Below are 17,185 nucleotides of genomic sequence, written 5' to 3' on the forward strand. Positions count from 1 at the left end.
TGTTTATGGCAAACTTCGCGCCTATAAACGCCGGCCCCGCGGTTTTGAGCTTTCACAGGTCTGGGCGGATCGGAATAAAGCGATGCCAGGTTTGCTCCCCCTGACGGGAGCAGATCCTTTGTGTGTTGGTACGTCGGTGCCAACACTTTCTGCCTGAACAGATTAGAGAAACGACCATGCATAACGTCGTCATCAGCGGCACCGGCCTGTACACCCCGGCCAACAGCATCTCCAACGAAGAGCTGGTGCAGTCTTTCAACGCTTACGTCGCGCAATTCAACGCCGACAATGCCGACGCCATCGCGCGCGGCGAAATCGAAGCGTTGACCGAGTCCAGCGCGGCGTTTATTGAAAAAGCCTCTGGCATCAAAAGCCGCTTTGTCATGGACAAGGAAGGCATTCTCGACCCGCAACGCATGGCGCCACGCCTGCCGGAACGCTCGAATGACGAGTGGTCGGTGCTTTGCCAAATGGCCATCGGTGCCGCCGAGCAAGCCTTGCAGCGCGCCGGCAAGACCGCCGCGGACATCGACGGCGTGATCGTCGCCTGCTCCAACCTGCAACGGGCCTATCCGGCCATCGCCATCGAAGTCCAGGAAGCCTTGGGTATCCAGGGTTTCGGTTACGACATGAACGTCGCCTGCTCTTCGGCGACCTTCGGCATTCAGGCGGCGGCCAACAGCGTGCAACTGGGCCAGGCCCGGGCGATCCTGATGGTCAACCCGGAAGTCTGCACTGGGCACCTGAACTTCCGCGACCGTGACAGCCACTTCATCTTCGGCGACGCCGCGACTGCGGTGATCATCGAACGTGCTGACCTGGCGACGTCCAAGTACCAGTTCGATATCGTCAGTACCAAGCTGCTGACCAAGTTCTCCAACAACATCCGCAACAACTTCGGCTTCCTCAATCGCGCGGCGGAAGAGGGCATCGGTGCCAAGGACAAACTGTTCGTGCAGGAAGGCCGCAAGGTGTTCCGCGATGTCTGCCCGATGGTCGCCGAGCTGATCGCTACGCACCTGGAAGAGAACACGCTCAACATCAGCGACGTGAAACGCTTCTGGCTGCATCAGGCCAACCTCAGCATGAACCACCTGATCGTCAAGAAGCTGCTGGGCCGCGAAGCCACCGAAGAAGAAGCCCCGGTGATTCTCGACACCTACGCCAACACCAGCTCCGCCGGTTCCGTGATCGCGTTTCACAAGAACCAGGACGGTCTGGCCGCCGGTTCGCTGGCTGTGCTCAGCTCGTTCGGCGCCGGTTACTCGATTGGTAGCGTGATTCTGCGCAAGCGCTGAGTTCGTCAAAAAAAGATCGTCCGAGTTCGGACGATTTTTTTTGCGCAGACAAAAAAACTCGCGTTGCTGTATCGGACGGATGATGGGGACCGATACAGCAACGCGAGTTTGGTAAAGCAGCTCTGGCTTCCTTGCCCGAGCCGTGTAGCGTGGATCAGAACTTGGCTTCTGCGTCCAGTTGCAGGGTGTTGATTTTCGAATCCCGCAGGGTGGCGTTGGTGTAGTCGGAGTCAGCCATTAAGTACGTCGCGCCGAGGGAGAAGTTCTTGTCGATCTCGTAGCTCACTTTCAGCTTGCTGCCACGCGAACCGGTGAAACCGTTGGCGAAGTCGGAGTCGGTGAAGGCGCCGACCACCGCGTTACGCTGTACGTCGCGGTAGTTGTAGTCCACTCCGAAGCCGTAGAACTTGGTCTTGACGCCAGCCAGCCAGCCCATGTCCTGATCGTTGCTGGCATCGTCGTTGGTGACGATTTGACCGTAAAGCGACAGCGGCATTGGCAGGCCGCCGATGTCGAGCTGACCAAAGCCTTCGTACAGTTTGAACTGTTCGTTCGCAGTGTTGCCGTTGACGGCCAGTCGGCATGTTGCCGCGGCACACGTATTGTTGATGTCGTTGTCGTTGTCGTAGGCGTAGAGACTGCCGCCCAGAGTCATTTTCAAGTAGTCGGTGATCGCGAAACGCGCGCCCAACTGGCCGGCATACAGACGCAGGTCATGACGGAACTGCTTGCCTTCGCCGTCGACGTTGTCCTTGAGCGTGTAGTGACCGGCGCTACCGAACATCTCGACAGGGCCCAGCGCGTGCTTGTAGGTTGCTGCCAGACCTTCAGGGCTGATGTCGCTATCCCAGATGATGTCGCCGGTGCTCACCCACGGTTGCGGCATCTTGCCGCCGATCAAGTGCAGGTCCTTGATGGCCGTCGGGTGGTAATCCACGTAGCCCTGGTCCAGCCAGATATCCTTCTTGGTGAAGTTGTTGTCCAGGCTCTGGTTGGTGGAGCGCGAATCGTTGTCGCTGCCCGTGGCGATCCGGATGCCGGTGTCGACTTGCGGGTTGATTTCGGTGTAGGCACCCAGGCGGACACGAATGCGTTGACGGTCCTGGTCGCCAGTGTTGGAAACACCATCGTTCTTGACTGTTTCCTGACGGAAACGAACATCGCCCTTGAACTGGGTCTTGGCAGCCCACGCCAGTTTCTGGTCGAAGGTGCTCAGTTCATTGGTTTTCTTCGCGGTCGCCGCGATCTGCTCGTTGGTCTCTCGCTGAGCCTGACGGGCGATTTGCTGGTCTTTCTGATCGCTGGCCAGCTCGGCTTGCAGTTCGGTGTACTGCGCAGGAGAAATCGAGCCGTTTGCCTTGAGCATGTCGAGCAGTTTGGCGTCGACTGCGGCGCTGGCCGGAACACTCATGGCCAGCAGCAACCCACCACACAAGGCCGCCGCAGTTTTCGTGGAAGCAAGACGCATATCAATCTCCGAAGATGTAATGGGATGACTGAGCCATCCAGGACACAACCGACCGTTGACGGACGGAAAACAGTGGCCGGCTATAGAATCCGGCGCTCTAAAAACAGGCGCCAGTATCGCGATGGTTTATGACAGTGCAGTGGCAAGATGATGGCGTCTCGATGACGATACAAATATGGCGTACACCCTGGCCCAGAGCCCTGTCGGCGGATTGCTCGTGTGGATTTTTTGGCGATGGGCGATACTCGCCGGGCTTTCACGCAAAGAAGTAGGGAAGAACTGATGCCGCTGCAACGTCTGGAAAGTCTGTCCGAAATCGCGTCGCAGACGTGGGACGCCCTGGTGCCCGAGAATCAGCCCTTTCTGCGCCACGCCTTTCTCAGCGCACTGGAAGACAGCGGCAGCGTCGGCCCTCATTCCGGCTGGCAACCCGAGCATTTGCTGCACATCGAAGGCGATCGCCTGATCGCCGCGTTACCCAGTTACCGCAAATGGCATTCCTACGGCGAGTACGTGTTCGATCACGCCTGGGCCGATGCCTGTGAGCGTGCCGGTATCGATTACTACCCCAAGCTGCTGACGGCTGTGCCGTTCAGTCCGGTCAGCGGCCCGCGTTTGCTGGCGGCCACGCTCGAGGACGGTTTCGAACTGTTGAAAAGCCTGCCGGGCTACCTTGAAATCGAACAACTCTCCAGTGCCCACATCAACTTCACCGACCCGTTCACTGACGCAGCATTGGCCGAGCAGCCGGGCTGGTTACAGCGAATCGGCTGTCAGTACCACTGGCAGAATCGCGGGTATCGGGATTTTCAAGACTTCCTCGACGTCCTCAGTTCGCGCAAGCGCAAGCAAATGCGCAAGGAACGCGAACAAGTGGCGGGGCAGGGCATTGATTTCGAATGGCTTGAAGGTAAGCAACTCGATCAGGCACAGTGGGATTTTGTCTATGCCTGCTACGCCAATACCTACGCAGTGCGTCGGCAAGCGCCGTACCTGACGCGGGAGTTTTTCAGTTTGCTGGCCGAGCGCATGCCAGAGTCGATTCGTGTGGTGTTGGCCAAGCAGGGCTCACGGCCGGTGGCCATGGCCTTCAGTCTGGTGGGCGGCGACAGTTTTTACGGTCGTTACTGGGGCTGTCTGGCGGAGTTTGATCGTTTGCACTTCGAGACCTGTTTCTATCAGGGCATGGACTACGCGATTACCAATGGCTTCCAGCGTTTCGATGCCGGTGCCCAGGGCGAGCACAAGTTGATTCGCGGGTTCGAACCTGTGATCACTCATTCATGGCACTACTTGCGTCATCCCGGCCTGAAAGCTGCCGTCAAAGACTTCCTGCAGCAAGAGCGCGTTGGCGTGCTGGCGTATGCCGAGGAAGCGAGGACAGCCTTGCCTTACCGGCAAGACTGATGGGGTGCAGACCAGAGCGGGGAAACGATCAGGCAGGAAGATTCAATCGATCCCGACAAACCCACCTGTCTGGTGCTGCCACAACCGCGCATACAACCCGCCATGGGCCAGCAGTTCGGCGTGGCTGCCGGTTTCGGCGATCTTGCCTTTTTCCAGCACCACCAGCCGGTCCATGCGGGCAATGGTCGAGAGCCGGTGGGCGATGGCTATCACGGTTTTGCCCTGCATCAGGGTTTCGAGGCTTTCCTGGATCGCCGCTTCGACCTCCGAATCCAGCGCCGAGGTGGCCTCGTCCATGATCAGGATCGGCGCGTCCTTGAGCAGCACGCGAGCAATCGCAATCCGCTGACGCTGGCCGCCGGAGAGTTTCACCCCGCGTTCACCGACGTGGGCATCGAAACCGGTGCGGCCTTCGGAGTCCGACAACAACGGGATGAACTCATCGGCGCGGGCCTTGTGTACCGCTTCCCAAAGTTCGGCGTCGGTGGCGTCGGGTTTGCCGTACAACAAATTGTCGCGGATCGAGCGATGCAGCAGGGACGTGTCCTGGGTGATCATGCCAATGCGCTCGCGCAGGCTTTCCTGGCCGACTTCGGCAATGTTCTGGCCGTCGATGAGGATGCGTCCGCCCTCCACGTCATAGAGGCGCAGCAGCAGGTTGACCAGGGTTGACTTGCCGGCACCGGACGGACCGATCAGGCCGATTTTTTCACCGGGCTTGATGGTCAGGTTGAGGTCGCCGATGATCCCGCTCTTCTTGCCGTAGTGGAAATCCACGTGCTCGAAACGCACTTCGCCACGGGTGACCGCCAGCGGTTTGGCCTGCTCTCGATCGGTGACGCTGACCGGTTGAGAAATGGTCTGCAAACCGTCCTGAACCATGCCGATATTTTCGAAAATGCCGGTGACCACCCACATGATCCAGCCGGACATGTTGACGATGCGGATCACCAGGCCGGTCGCCAGGGCAATCGCGCCTACGGTGATCAGCGACTGCGTCCACAGCCACAGGGCCAGGCCGGTGGTGCCGACGATCAGCAAGCCGTTCATGCTGGTGATGACCACGTCCATGCTGGTGACCACCCGGCCGGCCAGTTGGGCTTTTTCGGTTTGTTCCTTGATCGCTTCGCGAGCGTATTGCTGCTCGAAGTTGGTGTGGGCGAACAGCTTCAGGGTGGTGATGTTGGTGTAGCCGTCGACGATCCGCCCCATGAGTTTGGAGCGCGCGTCGGAGGACACCACCGAGCGTTCCTTGACCCGTGGCACGAAGTAGTAAAGGGCACTGATGAAGGCGACGATCCAGGTCAGCAGCGGGATCATCAGGCGCCAGTCGGCTTCGGCAAACAGCACCAGCGAGCTGATCGCGTAGATCAGCACGTGCCACAGCGCGTCCACCGCTTGCACAGCCGAATCGCGCAGCGAGTTGCCGGTCTGCATGATGCGTTGGGCGATGCGCCCGGCGAAGTCGTTCTGGAAAAAATTCAGGCTCTGTTTGAGCACATAACTGTGGTTCTGCCAGCGGATCAGGCTGGTCATGCTGGGGCTCAGGGTCTGGTGCACCAGCAGGTCATGCAGGCCAACAAAAATCGGCCGAAAAACCAGGGCGACTACCGCCATCCAGGCCAGCTCGATGCCGTGTTCCTTGAAGAAATCGACGTTAGGTGTGCCTTGGGTCAGGTCGATGATGCGACTCAGGTAACTGAACAGCGCCACTTCGATCAGCGCACCGATCAGACCGACGAACAGCAGGACAGCAAAACTCGGCCAGACCTGCTTCAAGTAATAGGTATAAAAAGGGAGAACCCGATCCGGCGGAGCGGCCGTCGGGGCATCGCGGAAAATGTCGATCAGTTTCTCGAAACGGCGATAAAGCATCAGTTCTCCGCCCGCGCACGGGCTCTCCTTTGAACAGTGTGAGCGGCGCACTCCGGCAGCCGCTCAAGACTTCCTGTGTAGCTTAGTCGATGACTTTGGCCGACTTGATGAACACAGGGTCGGCTGGCACATCTTTCATGCCGCCACGGGTGGTGGTTTGCGAGTTGACGATGACGTCCACCACGTCCATGCCTTTCACGACTTTACCGAAGACCGCATAGCCGTCACCGCTGTCGAGGAAGTCGTTGTCTTTGACGTTGACGAAGAACTGGCTAGTGGCCGAATCAGGATTAGAGGTGCGGGCCATGGACAGCGTGCCACGGACGTTATGCAGACCGTTTTTGGACTCGTTCTTGATCGGTGCCTTGGTTTCTTTTTGCTGCATTTGTTGAGTGAAACCACCACCCTGGACCATGAAGCCCGGAATCACACGGTGAAAAATCGTGTTGTTGTAGAAGCCGCTGTTGACGTAATCAAGGAAGTTCTTGGTACTGATCGGCGCCTTGACCGGGTCCAGTTCGATCTCGATCTGGCCGTTAGTGGTTTCCAGCAGCACGTGCGGCGCCTTGGCGGGCGTTGCGGCCATCAGGTTGGCGGCAAACAGAACGGAGCCAGCGACGAGGGCGATTTTTTTCAGCATGGGTCAGTGATCCTGAGTGAGGTGGTGTCGACTGCGGTGAGAAACTCGAGCAGCGTTTGGTTGAACATTTCGGGTTGATCCAGCGGGGTGGCGTGGCGCGAATCGGCGATCACCACCAGCCGCGCATCGGGCAGCAGTTTTACATAGGTTTCTTTCAGCGAGACCGGTGTGTAGTCACGGTCGGCGCTGACGATGAGGGTTGGACAGGAGACCCGCGAAAGTCGTTCCTGAACCCCCCAGCCAACGATCGCATCGAAGCTGGCGAGATAAGCATGTTTGTCGTTTTTTGCCCAGCGCTCGGCCATTTTTTGTCGCAGGTCAGCCTGTTCGCGTTTGGGAAACAGCTTGCCGCCCAGGGCCGTGCCGATGGCGCCCAGACTGAGGACGCGCATCAGGCTCCAGCGCTTGAACCACTGCCAGTAATCGTCGCGGCTGCGTAGTTTGACCTCGGGCGCGCTGTTGACGATGCACAGGCTTTTGAGCAATTGCGGCTGGTCCACGGCCAGTTGAAAACCGATCATGCCGCCCATGGACAGGCCCACGTAATGAGTGGGGCCGAGGTTCAGGTGTTCAATCAGGGCGATCAGGTCGGCGCTGAACCCGGCGATGCTGTAGCGCTCGCGGGGTTTGTCGGAGCGACCGTGGCCGCGTACATCCGGGACGATCACCCGGTAGCGGGCCGACAGCGCCGGGATCTGCTGTTCCCAGTCCAGGGTGCTGGAACCCAGCCCGTGGACCAGCAGCAACGGCGTGCCGTGGCCATATTCCTCATAGTGCAGGTTGCAACCTTCGTGTTCAAAATAGGCCATGCGTACACTCCGTGTCAGGCTTGTTCAGGGGCGGCGAAAGGTGCATCCAGCGGCGCAGTGTCGAAAGTGCGCAGCAGTTCGATGAGAATCTGCGTGGCCGGACCCAAGGGTTTGTCCTTGTTCGAGTACAGGTAGAAGCTCGGGTTGCGGCTGCCACCCTGGTCCAACGGTAGCAGCTTGAGCAGACCTTCCTTGAGTTCCCGTTCGATCATGTGCCGAGGCAACCAGGCGAAACCCAGACCGCTGCTGACAAAAGTTGCCGCGGTGGCCAGGCTGCCGACGGTCCAGCGCTGTTCCGCGCCGAGCCAGCCGACGTCCCGTGGCTGCTGGCGACCGGAGTCGCGGATGACCACTTGCATCTGGGATTCCAGATCCTGGAAGTTCAGTTCGCGGTTCAGACGATGCAGTGGGTGTTCGGGGTGAGCGACAGCCACAAACTCTACGTCGCTCAATTCCGCACCCAGGTAACCGGGAATGCTCAGGCCGGTGATGGCCAGGTCGGCCACGCCTTCGAGCAAGACTTCCTCTACGCCGGATAAAACCTCCTCACGCAGACGCACCCGACAGCCACGACTTTGTGGCATGAACGCGGTCAAGGCGCGGACGAGGCGGGCGCTCGGGTAGGCGGCGTCGACCACCAGCCGCACTTCTGCTTCCCAGCCTTGTTCCATGTGATGGGCCAGGTCCTCCAGCTGACTGGCCTGTTTCACCAGTTGCCGCGAACGGCGCAGCAGCACGCCACCGGCTTCGGTCAGCACCGCTTTGCGGCCGTCGATGCGCAACAGTGGCACGCCGAGCTGGTCCTGCATGCGCGCCACGGTGTAGCTCACCGATGATTGCGAGCGGTGCAGCGCTTCGGCGGCCTGGGCGAAACCGCCGTGGTCGACCACGGCCTGTAACGTTCGCCATTGATCAAGGGTCACGCGGGGCGCTTTCATGAATAGCTCCTCTTGTCCTAAGCTGGCAGTCCTTATTGGAGACTGCTGAATGAAAAAGCTTTGTTGTGTGGTATCGGGTTGTGTGCTGCTGGCGATGCTGCCGCTGACGGCGTTTGCCTATCCGATCGACGTTGAAAAACAGCTGAACGGCTTGAGCATCGACTACAACGCGTATGACACGGATAGCGACATCGCCTCCATTCAGGTGAACAACTACGGCACCACCGATGCGGCCTGTAAGGTGGTTTTCAACAATGGCCCGGAAGCGCCACGCACCCGCAATATCGAAGTGGCCGCTGGTAAACACAAAAATGCCACCGCCAAGTTCAACCGGAGCATCATCAAGATGCGTATCAAACTGACCTGCACCCCCAAATGACCCCAAACGGAGCACGCCCGCCAGGCATGCTCCGCTTATAAACGAATTTATTGATAGTTTATAGCAGTTATTTGCGCTTTTTCATCGATTTAACTCTGTTTAACCTTCACTCCATCGACCTACAGCATTCTCAGATGGAGGCTACATCCCATGTCCCGCGTTCTGATCATCGAAAGCAGCGCTCGTCAGCAAGACTCGGTTTCGCGTCAACTGACCCAGACCTTCATCAGCCAGTGGCAAACCGCCCACCCGATCGACCAAATCACCGTTCGAGACCTGGCCGTCAACCCGGTGCCGCATCTGGACATCAACCTGCTGGGCGGCTGGATGAAACCTGCCGAGCAGCGCAACGACATCGAACAGGTTTCCCTGGAACGCTCCAACCAGTTGACCGACGAACTACTGGTCGCCGATGTACTGGTCATGGCCGCACCGATGTACAACTTCGCCATCCCGAGCACCCTCAAAGCCTGGCTCGACCATGTGCTGCGTGCCGGTGTTACCTTCAAGTACACCGACACCGGCCCGCAAGGCTTGCTCAGCGGCAAGCGTGCCTACGTGCTGACTGCGCGCGGCGGGATCTACGCCGGCAGCACCGCGGATCACCAGGAACCGTACCTGCGTCAGGTCTTGGGCTTCATTGGGATCCACGACGTGACGTTCATCCACGCCGAAGGCATGAACCTGGGCGGTGATTTCCAGGAGAAAGGCCTGAGCCAGGCCAACGCCAAGCTTTCCCTCGTCGCCTGAGGCTTTAATCGCCAGATAATCCCTTGATGTTCAAGTGGCCTGGCGCAACCCCTTCATGGCTTTACGCGCATCAAACCTCCCTTTGCACTTGTTGCTCCTGAGTGCTGTAGCCCGATTGAACGCTTTAGCGAGATCGGGCTTTTTTTTGCCCGCGATTTGATGGACGGGCATAAAACCTTGTGAGAGCGGGCTTGCTCGCGAATGCGGTGCGTCATTCAAGATTGATAACGACTGGCATGCCCTCTTCGCGAGCAAGTCGGATCGCCGCACCGCCGCTCCCACAGGGTTTTGTGTTGGCTGCCTGTTCGCGATAACGGGCAAAAACCGCTATCGTCGCCGCCATTCGAAACGAGGCGAGCATGGGCTATCTACTTTTTGTCACGCTGATTCAGGCGTTTTCCTTCAGCTTGATCGGCGAATACCTGGCCGGTCATGTCGACAGTTACTTTGCGGTGCTGGTGCGAGTGGTGCTGGCGGGGCTGGTGTTCATTCCGTTGACCCGCTGGCGTTCGGTTGAACCGGCGTTCATGCGTGGCATGCTGCTGATCGGCGCGTTGCAGTTCGGCGTGACCTACGTCTGCCTGTACCTGAGCTTTCGAGTTTTGACGGTGCCAGAGGTGTTGCTGTTCACCATCCTCACGCCGCTGCACGTGACCTTGATCGAAGACGCGCTGAACCGGCGCTTCAATCCGTGGGCTTTGATCGCGGCACTGGTGGCGGTGATGGGCGCAGCGGTGATTCGCTACGACCGGATCAACCCCGATTTCTTCATGGGCTTCCTGCTATTGCAACTGGCCAACTTCACCTACGCCGCCGGGCAAGTGCTCTATAAGCATCTGGTGGCCCGCCATCCGAGTGATTTGCCGCATTACCGGCGCTTCGGTTACTTCTATCTCGGCGCATTGGCGGTGGCGTTGCCAGCGTTTCTGCTGTTCGGCAAACAGAACTTCCTGCCCCAAGCGCCTCTGCAATGGGGCGTGCTGGTGTTCCTCGGCCTGGTCTCGACTGCGCTCGGGTTGTACTGGTGGAACAAGGGCGCGTGCCTGGTGAATGGCGGGACGCTCGCGGTGATGAACAACCTGCATGTGCCGGTGGGGTTGTTGATCAATTTGCTGATCTGGAATCAGCATGAAGAGTTGGGGCGGTTGTTCCTCGGCGGGTCGGTGATTTTGCTGGCGATGTGGATCAGTCGGTTGGGCGTCAGGCGAGAAATGCTGCCGTTGCGGGAACGGCCATGACGGACCTGATCGCCGCCATCGAGCAGATCTACAAGCCTGCAGGTATGACGTTAACGGATGAAGCTCGGCGCGAGGAGGAGAGTGCCGAATACGGCGCCTGCCGCTTCGGCCTCGATGGCCAGGTGATTGTCTTCCGAGTGGCGAAAACCACGCCGACCAAGATTGGCCAATTCGTCACGCTCTGGAAGCGGCCAACGCCTGCCAGCGAAATTGCACCGCTCGACACCGGCGATGGCGTCGCCTTTGTGGTGGTGAGTGTTGCTGATGAAACCCATCGCGGGCAGTTTGTGTTTGACCAGAAGATACTGGCCGCCAAGGGTGTCATGTCGATTGATGGCGAAGGTGGCAAGCGGGCGATTCGTGTCTATCCGCCATGGTCCAGACCCGTCGCCAAACAAGCGATGAAGACGCAGCAATGGCAGCTCAAATACTTCCTTGCGCTTGACCAAAGCGGTCATGCCGATCCCGTTCAGGTGCGCCGACTCTTCAAAAAATAGACACTAAACCCCTGTGTGCGAGCTTGCTCCCACAGGATACTGCGGTGTTACATGACGTGTTTTTCAGTCTCGGGAATATGGCTTGCGCCCAACATTGCCGGTAACAACCCCGCCCGCAAATCCCCGCCACTGGGCTGCTGATAAAGGCTCAAGCCAAACTCCGGCAGCACCGCCAGCAGGTAATCGAAAATGTCCCCCTGAATCCGCTCGTAATCCGCCCACGCCGTGGTGCCGGTGAAGCAGTAGATTTCCAGCGGAATACCCTGCGCGGTGGTCTGCATCTGGCGGACCATGCAGGTCATGTTCGGCTGGATTTCCGGGTGACTCTTCAAATACGCCAGTGCATACGCGCGGAAGGTCCCGATATTGGTCATCCGCCGACGGTTGGCCGACATCGCCGCCACATTACCCTGGGCTTCGTTCCAGGCCTTGAGTTCAGCCTGCTTGCGACTGATGTAGTCGGTCAGCAGATGCACCTGGGACAGCTTCTGCTCTTCATCATCGCGGATGAACCGCACGCCACTGGCGTCGATGAACAGGCTGCGCTTGATCCGTCGTCCACCGGATTGCTGCATGCCGCGCCAGTTCTTGAACGACTCGGACATCAGGCGCCAGGTTGGAATCGAAACGATGGTCTTGTCGAAGTTTTGCATCCGTGAGTTGGAACCAAAAAATGGACAATGGACTTCAATACATTCAACGACTTACCAGATTTTCCGTCCTGTCCATTTTTCTGCATTTGGATGGACAGATGGCATCGTGGCGAATTCGGTAGTCAGCCGTCATCCTCGGATCGCCCCGCTCGATGCGAGAAAAACGCGCTCAACTTCACAGAAATATCCGCAACGATATAAGGGACATATTATGAATAAATATTATTTTCGTGCCGAATGCATCCATGATGTCTTGGATTTCACCGCTGTCGTGGCAGAAACTGCAAGGGTGGTATCTTTGACTGTAAATCAAGATCCGATGTTTCCGGATTGTGATGTTGATATTATTACAGCACTTTCATTGGAAGAGCTTAAGTTGATTGCAAGCAAGATTGATGACGCTCATGTAATTCAGGAATCGATACGGTCTAGATGCCAGCGCAAAAGCTAATCATCCAGCGCGCCGATTTTCAACTATTCGGTCCTTGCTCCTGCCATGCTTAGTTTCGTGTCGCGGTGACATCAAAGTGTCTCTGTATTAGTGAGCAAGATTGAGTCAGATTCTTCGTCGACAACCACTTTGACTCTTTGAGCAAGGTGCCATGGGACGGGTGCGAGGTCGTCTTCCACTGGGCGATATTGACCTTTCCCCGACTTGCTCAGGTAGCCCTTAGAAAAGAATTGGCCCATCGCATTGGCAAAAATTTTCCGCCATTCGGAAGGATCTATTTTTTTCAGAAATGCGTACCTTTCATGAATTTCGTCTGCCAACGAATTCACTGACATCACTTCGTTGGATTTATGCGTCGCAATTCTTGATTGCGCGAATGTAAATGCGGCGAGATATAAACTCCGCCCGTCAGGGAGCGGAACATTGAGGGCGTTCGTTCTCTGTTGGCGTCGTTTTGCATGCAAAAATGCCGCAGCTGCTGCCAGAGCTATCGGCAGCTTCGGCTGATATTCGAGTATAAAATCTTTGGGTAGTTGTAAAGTTATGACTTTGTCTATTAGATTTATTTCTTCAATAACACTGGCGTCAGCTACTCCTGTTTGAATGTGTTTCGTCTCGCACAGACTGCAATGGTATGCCCGGGAGTAGGTGTGCGGCGTAAGACGGTCGCAGTCGTCGCAGCTTTGAAGAGATACAGGCAGGTGGCTAATGCTTTCTCGCTCGTTTGTTTCAACCAGAGAAGCTCGGTAAAATCTATTTAACGTATCTTTATACCAAAAGAAAATTGGATGAGATAAATTTTTGCAGAGGTGGTCAATCCATAGCAATATGGGAGTTTCGTCAGTATCGATTTCTATTAACCAGGCGTTCCAATCTACAGCCCATGAGATATTTAAGCTTTGCAAATTTAACGGAGTGGAGCTTGTGCTGCCATCTACTAGGTTTTTTATGCGCAGCTCTTCCTGTTTTTTTATGAGGGCCGCATTACTTTCAGGCCTGCTTTGCAGGCGTGCTTTAAATCCATCGTTTTCGATCCAGTAGCGGTTATGCGCATTATAAAAAGCGATACATTTAGACGTTGCACGGGAGTAAGCGCTAAATAATTCTGCCGTTCCAAGCTGTTCCGCCCCAAGGATTAAAATAATAGGCGCTTCTAATCCGCGAAATTTTGCAATTGTTTCGCTAGGAATTTTTCCGGTGTGAAGAAAGTTATTATAAAACTTGCTTATGATCGATCCCGTCAGAACGATTATATCTTCGCTGCTCACTCCGTCGTCGATCAGATCTTGCTTGATTTTTACCAGATCCTCACAAGGGGTGAGGGTTATCACTTCAAGGGCTGTGTCATGTTCCAAACTTCTGGGAGAATAGTGCTGGATTTTGGGTGGCACAACCTCAGAGAGAATTTCCGTTACTGCCTTAGGCATTCTTAGAATAATCGTGAGGGGGAAAGGATCTACACCTAATAGCTCGCTAAGATCCGTCAGCGATACGGTTTCGCGCTCAAAGGGGAATACTTGCGTTTCATCACAAAAGTATGCTTTTTGTTTTCCCTTGAACCACAATGCTAAGGCCTCACACCATGAGGCACTCAGCGCTTGGGATTCATCGACGATGAGAGTATCATATTCGTCTAGTAAGTTCTGGTTAACTGCCTCTCTTAGGTCATTGACACAACTGACCTTATACCAGTCTTCCATGTCATGAGGGCGCCCAAGAGCTTTAGCGGCTTGTCTACAGAGCCCATGCCAAGTAGATATTGTACAAGACTTGTATTCTGAAAGTTGACTGCGAATATATTCAGTGAGCCGGTTATTAAACGAAATGACCAAGACGCGCTTATTGTTAATGGACATTTTCCTAGCTGTCTCAATCACGATCAAAGTTTTGCCTGTCCCTGGCCATCCGGTGATCAGCGAATTTTGGCTTCTTAAAACGTTTCGCACAATTTGGCTTTGCTCGTCGGTAAGCTGGAGCCATACTTTGTTGTCGAACAGCACACGACTACCCCATTGAGGCTGTCCATCGATGGTGGGCGTGAGAAAATTGATGAGTTCCGCAACTTTAGCGGCGCCTAAATTTGAATTTGAAAGTGCACCTTTCCAGTATTTCATCAGCTGTATAACGTGCTGCGCGACATCGGGCATTCCCAAGTAGTCGATGTACAACGGTTGAGGTGGATTAGCTGTCGTGTCGTACATGCCGGGGGAGGTAGGCACTGCTCGAAAGTCAGAATTGGGGAAGATAAATCCGTATCCAATTTTCAGGAAGAGGGAGGGGGTTCCCCCTAGCCAAGAGGACAAGCCGTGCACATTCTTCCTCGTTTGGCTGACTGGATCGATGGTGAAGTTGTGTATCCGTCCGGCGAAGTCATCTATCCCGGCCTGCAAAGCCAAGACATGGTGTGCACTTAAATTTAAGTGGACACCAGTTCTAGCCTTTTAAGCGGGTCTTTCATGCAGCCACAACGCCGTTCCTACTCCAAATCCTTCAAGGCCCAGGTCATTCAAGAGTGTGCCCAGCCCGGTGCCTCGATTGCCAATGTTGCGCTGACCCACAGCCTCAACGCGAACCTCGTCCATAAATGGATTCGAGTGCAAACGCAGAAAACCATGGCGCTGCAACCTGCTTTCATTCCGCTGCCCATGCAGCCTATCGGGGCAAGGTCGGAAGCCGCGTCATTGACTATCTGCCTCGAAATCCCACACCCGCGCGGCACGATCAAAGTGAACTGGCCAGCCAACAGCGCAGCCGCTTGCGCGACCTTTCTTCGAGACCTGTTGCGATGATCCGCATCGACTCTATCTGGCTCGCCACCGAGCCCATGGATATGCGCGCTGGCACTGAAACCGCGCTGGCGCGGGTGGTTGCGGTGTTCGGTGCGGCGAAGCCGCACTGCGCTTATCTGTTTGCCAATCGCCGCGCCAATCGCATAAAAGTGCTGATACACGATGGGATTGGCGTTTGGCTGGCTGCACGCCGGTTGAACCAGGGCAAGTTTCACTGGCCAGGCATTCGACAAGGTCGCGAAGTGGAGCTGGATGCCGAGCAACTTCAGGCCTTGGTGCTCGGCCTGCCTTGGCAACGTGTTGGAACTGGCGGGGCAATCACACTGCTTTAAAAACTGTAATTTGCTTCTTGGCTGCTGTTGCGAGCGGTCTGCTTTGGTAAAATCCAAGGCATGACTTCTTCACCCAATCTCGATCAAATGACCCCTGACCAACTGCGTGCATTCGCTGCGCAGTTACTGTCGCAAGTCGACACCATGGGCAAGAAGATCACCCGAGATCAAACGGTGATCGAGAAGCTGACCCACGAGATTGCGCAGCTCAAGCGCTTGAAGTTTGCCAAGCGCAGCGAGCAGATGAATCCTGAGCAGGCCAGCTTGCTCGATGACCTGATCGATACCGATATCGCGGCGATTGAGGCTGAGCTTCAAGCCTTGCAAACGGCTCCAGCACCAACCGAAAAAAAGCAGAAGCCCAAACGCACTGCATTGCCGGCAGAGTTTCCGCGCACGTTGATCCACCATGAACCGGACAACACTCACTGCCAATGTGGCTGCGTACTCAAGCGCATCGGTGAAGACATCAGCGAAAAGCTGGACTACACGCCCGGCGTCTTTACCGTTGAACGCCATGTCCGTGGCAAGTGGGTATGCGATGACTGCGAAAAGCTGATCCAGGCACCCGTTCCGGCGCAGGTCATCGACAAGGGCATCCCGACGGCCGGGTTGCTGGCCCACGTCATGATCGCGAAGTTTGCTGACCATCTTCCGCTTTACCGTCAAGAGTCGATTTTTGGTCGTGCTGGCTTGGCGATTCCACGTTCAACGTTGGCTCAATGGGTAGGTTTGACGGGCGTGCAGTTGCAGCCTTTGGTCGATGCACTACGCGACGTAGTGCTCGGGCAGCAGGTCGTCCACGCCGATGAAACACCGGTACAGATGCTCGCGCCAGGCTCAAAGAAAACCCACCGCTCCTATGTTTGGGCCTACGCCACCAGCCAATTCTGCGAAACGGCAGCTGTCGTCTACGACTTCAGCCCCAGCCGTGCCGGTGAGCATGCTCGCAGCTTCCTGCAAGACTGGAGTGGCAAGCTAGTCTGCGATGATTTTGGCGGTTACAAAGCTAGCTTCGAACTCGGCGTGACCGAGATCGGCTGCATGGCTCATGCGCGGCGCAAGTTCTTCGAACTGCACGCCACTAACAAGAGCCAGCTCGCCGAGCAAGCCCTGCGTTCCATCCAGTTGCTGTACGAAATCGAAAGTGAAGTGCGCGACCTTGAACCGGATTTAAGGCGTCGAATACGGCAAGAAAAAGCCGTCCCGGTGATGGATGCGCTGCATGCCTGGATGAACGCCCAGCGAGATCTTGTGCCCGAGGGTTCGGCTATCAGCAGAGCGTTGGATTACAGCCTGAAACGCTGGGCAGCGCTGTCGCGCTACCTCGATGACGGGGCCGTACCCATCGACAATAATTGGTGCGAGAACCAGATCCGTCCGTGGGCACTTGGGCGCAAGAACTGGCTCTTTGCGGGTTCGTTGCGCAGCGGCAAACGGGCGGCAGCGATCATGAGCTTGATCCAGTCTGCGCGGCTCAACGGGCATGATCCGTATGCCTATTTGAAGGATGTACTCACGCGCCTGCCAACTCAGCGCGCGAGTGAGATTGGGCAACTGTTGCCACATCAGTGGGTGCCTATCTGACTTTCGCAAAGTGCGTTGACGGCACGCTGACGGTTGCCGTGGGCCTGGGGATCGCACTGATGCTTTAGCAGACG

General features: G+C 56.5%; 15 protein-coding genes and 2 pseudogenes. 10 read left to right on the top strand and 7 right to left on the bottom strand.

Translation table 11 applies throughout. The features are described 5' to 3' along the window. The first annotated feature begins 176 nt into the window (after positions 1-176). Positions 177-1,298, top strand: a complete 1,122-nt coding sequence (locus tag QFX16_RS07595; RefSeq protein ID WP_283183444.1) for a beta-ketoacyl-ACP synthase III — start codon at positions 177-179, stop codon at positions 1,296-1,298. Positions 1,299-1,452: 154 nt separating this feature from the next. Here QFX16_RS07595 and QFX16_RS07600 read toward each other — a convergent pair whose 3' ends face one another. Then, positions 1,453-2,766 carry a putative porin gene (locus tag QFX16_RS07600; protein WP_283183445.1) on the bottom strand — a complete coding sequence of 438 codons (1,314 nt, stop codon included), beginning with the start codon at positions 2,764-2,766 and terminating at the stop codon, positions 1,453-1,455. Positions 2,767-3,048: 282 nt separating this feature from the next. Here QFX16_RS07600 and QFX16_RS07605 point away from each other — a divergent pair, with 282 nt between their 5' ends. Then, positions 3,049-4,173 carry a GNAT family N-acetyltransferase gene (locus QFX16_RS07605; RefSeq protein ID WP_283183446.1) on the top strand — a complete coding sequence of 375 codons (1,125 nt, stop codon included), beginning with the start codon at positions 3,049-3,051 and terminating at the stop codon, positions 4,171-4,173. Between the two features lie 42 nt (positions 4,174-4,215). Here the strand turns inward: QFX16_RS07605 and QFX16_RS07610 are convergent, their stop codons facing one another. The 4 genes and pseudogenes from QFX16_RS07610 to QFX16_RS07625 all read right to left on the bottom strand — a co-directional run bounded on the left by QFX16_RS07610 (position 4,216) and on the right by QFX16_RS07625 (position 8,435). After that, positions 4,216-6,048: an ABC transporter ATP-binding protein gene (locus tag QFX16_RS07610; RefSeq protein ID WP_149630928.1), complete on the bottom strand. Its 1,833-nt coding sequence runs from the start codon at positions 6,046-6,048 to the stop codon at positions 4,216-4,218. 82 nt (positions 6,049-6,130) lie between these two features. After that, positions 6,131-6,688: a peptidylprolyl isomerase gene (locus QFX16_RS07615; RefSeq protein ID WP_046048081.1), complete on the bottom strand. Its 558-nt coding sequence runs from the start codon at positions 6,686-6,688 to the stop codon at positions 6,131-6,133. A 3-nt stretch (positions 6,689-6,691) separates the two neighbouring features. Beyond that, positions 6,692-7,497, bottom strand: a pseudogene (locus QFX16_RS07620) (alpha/beta fold hydrolase). Positions 7,498-7,511: 14 nt separating this feature from the next. Continuing rightward, the gene (locus tag QFX16_RS07625) at positions 7,512-8,435 is read right to left on the bottom strand and encodes a PA3225 family LysR-type transcriptional regulator (protein ID WP_046048083.1); all 924 of its coding nucleotides are present in this window, start codon (positions 8,433-8,435) and stop codon (positions 7,512-7,514) included. Positions 8,436-8,484: 49 nt separating this feature from the next. On the opposite strand from QFX16_RS07625, the gene QFX16_RS07630 reads away from it, so the two are divergent. The 4 genes from QFX16_RS07630 (at position 8,485) to QFX16_RS07645 (ending at position 11,299) form a co-directional block, all read left to right on the top strand. Continuing rightward, a complete protein-coding gene (locus QFX16_RS07630; RefSeq protein ID WP_056742660.1) occupies positions 8,485-8,814 on the top strand; it encodes a hypothetical protein in 330 nt (109 codons plus the stop codon). A 150-nt stretch (positions 8,815-8,964) separates the two neighbouring features. Next, positions 8,965-9,564 (top strand): FMN-dependent NADH-azoreductase, encoded by a 600-nt coding sequence (locus QFX16_RS07635; protein ID WP_283183448.1) that lies wholly within the window; start codon positions 8,965-8,967, stop codon positions 9,562-9,564. A 359-nt stretch (positions 9,565-9,923) separates the two neighbouring features. Next, positions 9,924-10,802 (top strand): carboxylate/amino acid/amine transporter, encoded by an 879-nt coding sequence (locus QFX16_RS07640; RefSeq protein WP_283183449.1) that lies wholly within the window; start codon positions 9,924-9,926, stop codon positions 10,800-10,802. Beyond that, positions 10,799-11,299, top strand: a complete 501-nt coding sequence (locus QFX16_RS07645; protein ID WP_283183450.1) for a MepB family protein — start codon at positions 10,799-10,801, stop codon at positions 11,297-11,299. Before QFX16_RS07640 ends, QFX16_RS07645 begins: the two co-directional genes overlap by 4 nt. Before the next feature lie 47 nt (positions 11,300-11,346). Here the strand turns inward: QFX16_RS07645 and QFX16_RS07650 are convergent. After that, positions 11,347-11,955: pseudogene (locus QFX16_RS07650) on the bottom strand (mechanosensitive ion channel family protein); the annotation flags it as partial. Here QFX16_RS07650 and QFX16_RS07655 point away from each other — a divergent pair. Next, entirely contained in the window at positions 11,873-12,403 is a 531-nt protein-coding gene (locus tag QFX16_RS07655) for a hypothetical protein (RefSeq protein WP_283183451.1), read from the top strand. The pseudogene QFX16_RS07650 and the gene QFX16_RS07655 sit on opposite strands and share 83 nt — an antisense overlap. A gap of 71 nt (positions 12,404-12,474) precedes the next feature. On the opposite strand, the gene QFX16_RS07660 is transcribed toward QFX16_RS07655, so the two are convergent. Beyond that, on the bottom strand, positions 12,475-14,799 hold the full coding sequence (locus QFX16_RS07660) for an AAA family ATPase (RefSeq protein ID WP_283183452.1): 2,325 nt from the start codon (positions 14,797-14,799) through the stop codon (positions 12,475-12,477). Positions 14,800-14,859: 60 nt separating this feature from the next. On the opposite strand from QFX16_RS07660, the gene tnpA reads away from it, so the two are divergent. From tnpA to tnpC, 3 genes are read left to right on the top strand one after another with little or no spacing between them, the layout of a single operon-like run. After that, positions 14,860-15,192, top strand: a complete 333-nt coding sequence (gene tnpA / locus QFX16_RS07665; RefSeq protein WP_283183453.1) for an IS66-like element accessory protein TnpA — start codon at positions 14,860-14,862, stop codon at positions 15,190-15,192. Next, positions 15,189-15,524: an IS66 family insertion sequence element accessory protein TnpB gene (gene tnpB / locus QFX16_RS07670; RefSeq protein WP_283183454.1), complete on the top strand. Its 336-nt coding sequence runs from the start codon at positions 15,189-15,191 to the stop codon at positions 15,522-15,524. Before tnpA ends, tnpB begins: the two co-directional genes overlap by 4 nt. Before the next feature lie 60 nt (positions 15,525-15,584). Further along, positions 15,585-17,111 carry an IS66 family transposase gene (tnpC, locus tag QFX16_RS07675; protein ID WP_283183455.1) on the top strand — a complete coding sequence of 509 codons (1,527 nt, stop codon included), beginning with the start codon at positions 15,585-15,587 and terminating at the stop codon, positions 17,109-17,111. Positions 17,112-17,185 lie beyond the last annotated feature (74 nt).

This window comes from Pseudomonas svalbardensis (assembly GCF_030053115.1).
GTDB classification, from domain to species: domain Bacteria; phylum Pseudomonadota; class Gammaproteobacteria; order Pseudomonadales; family Pseudomonadaceae; genus Aquipseudomonas; species Aquipseudomonas svalbardensis.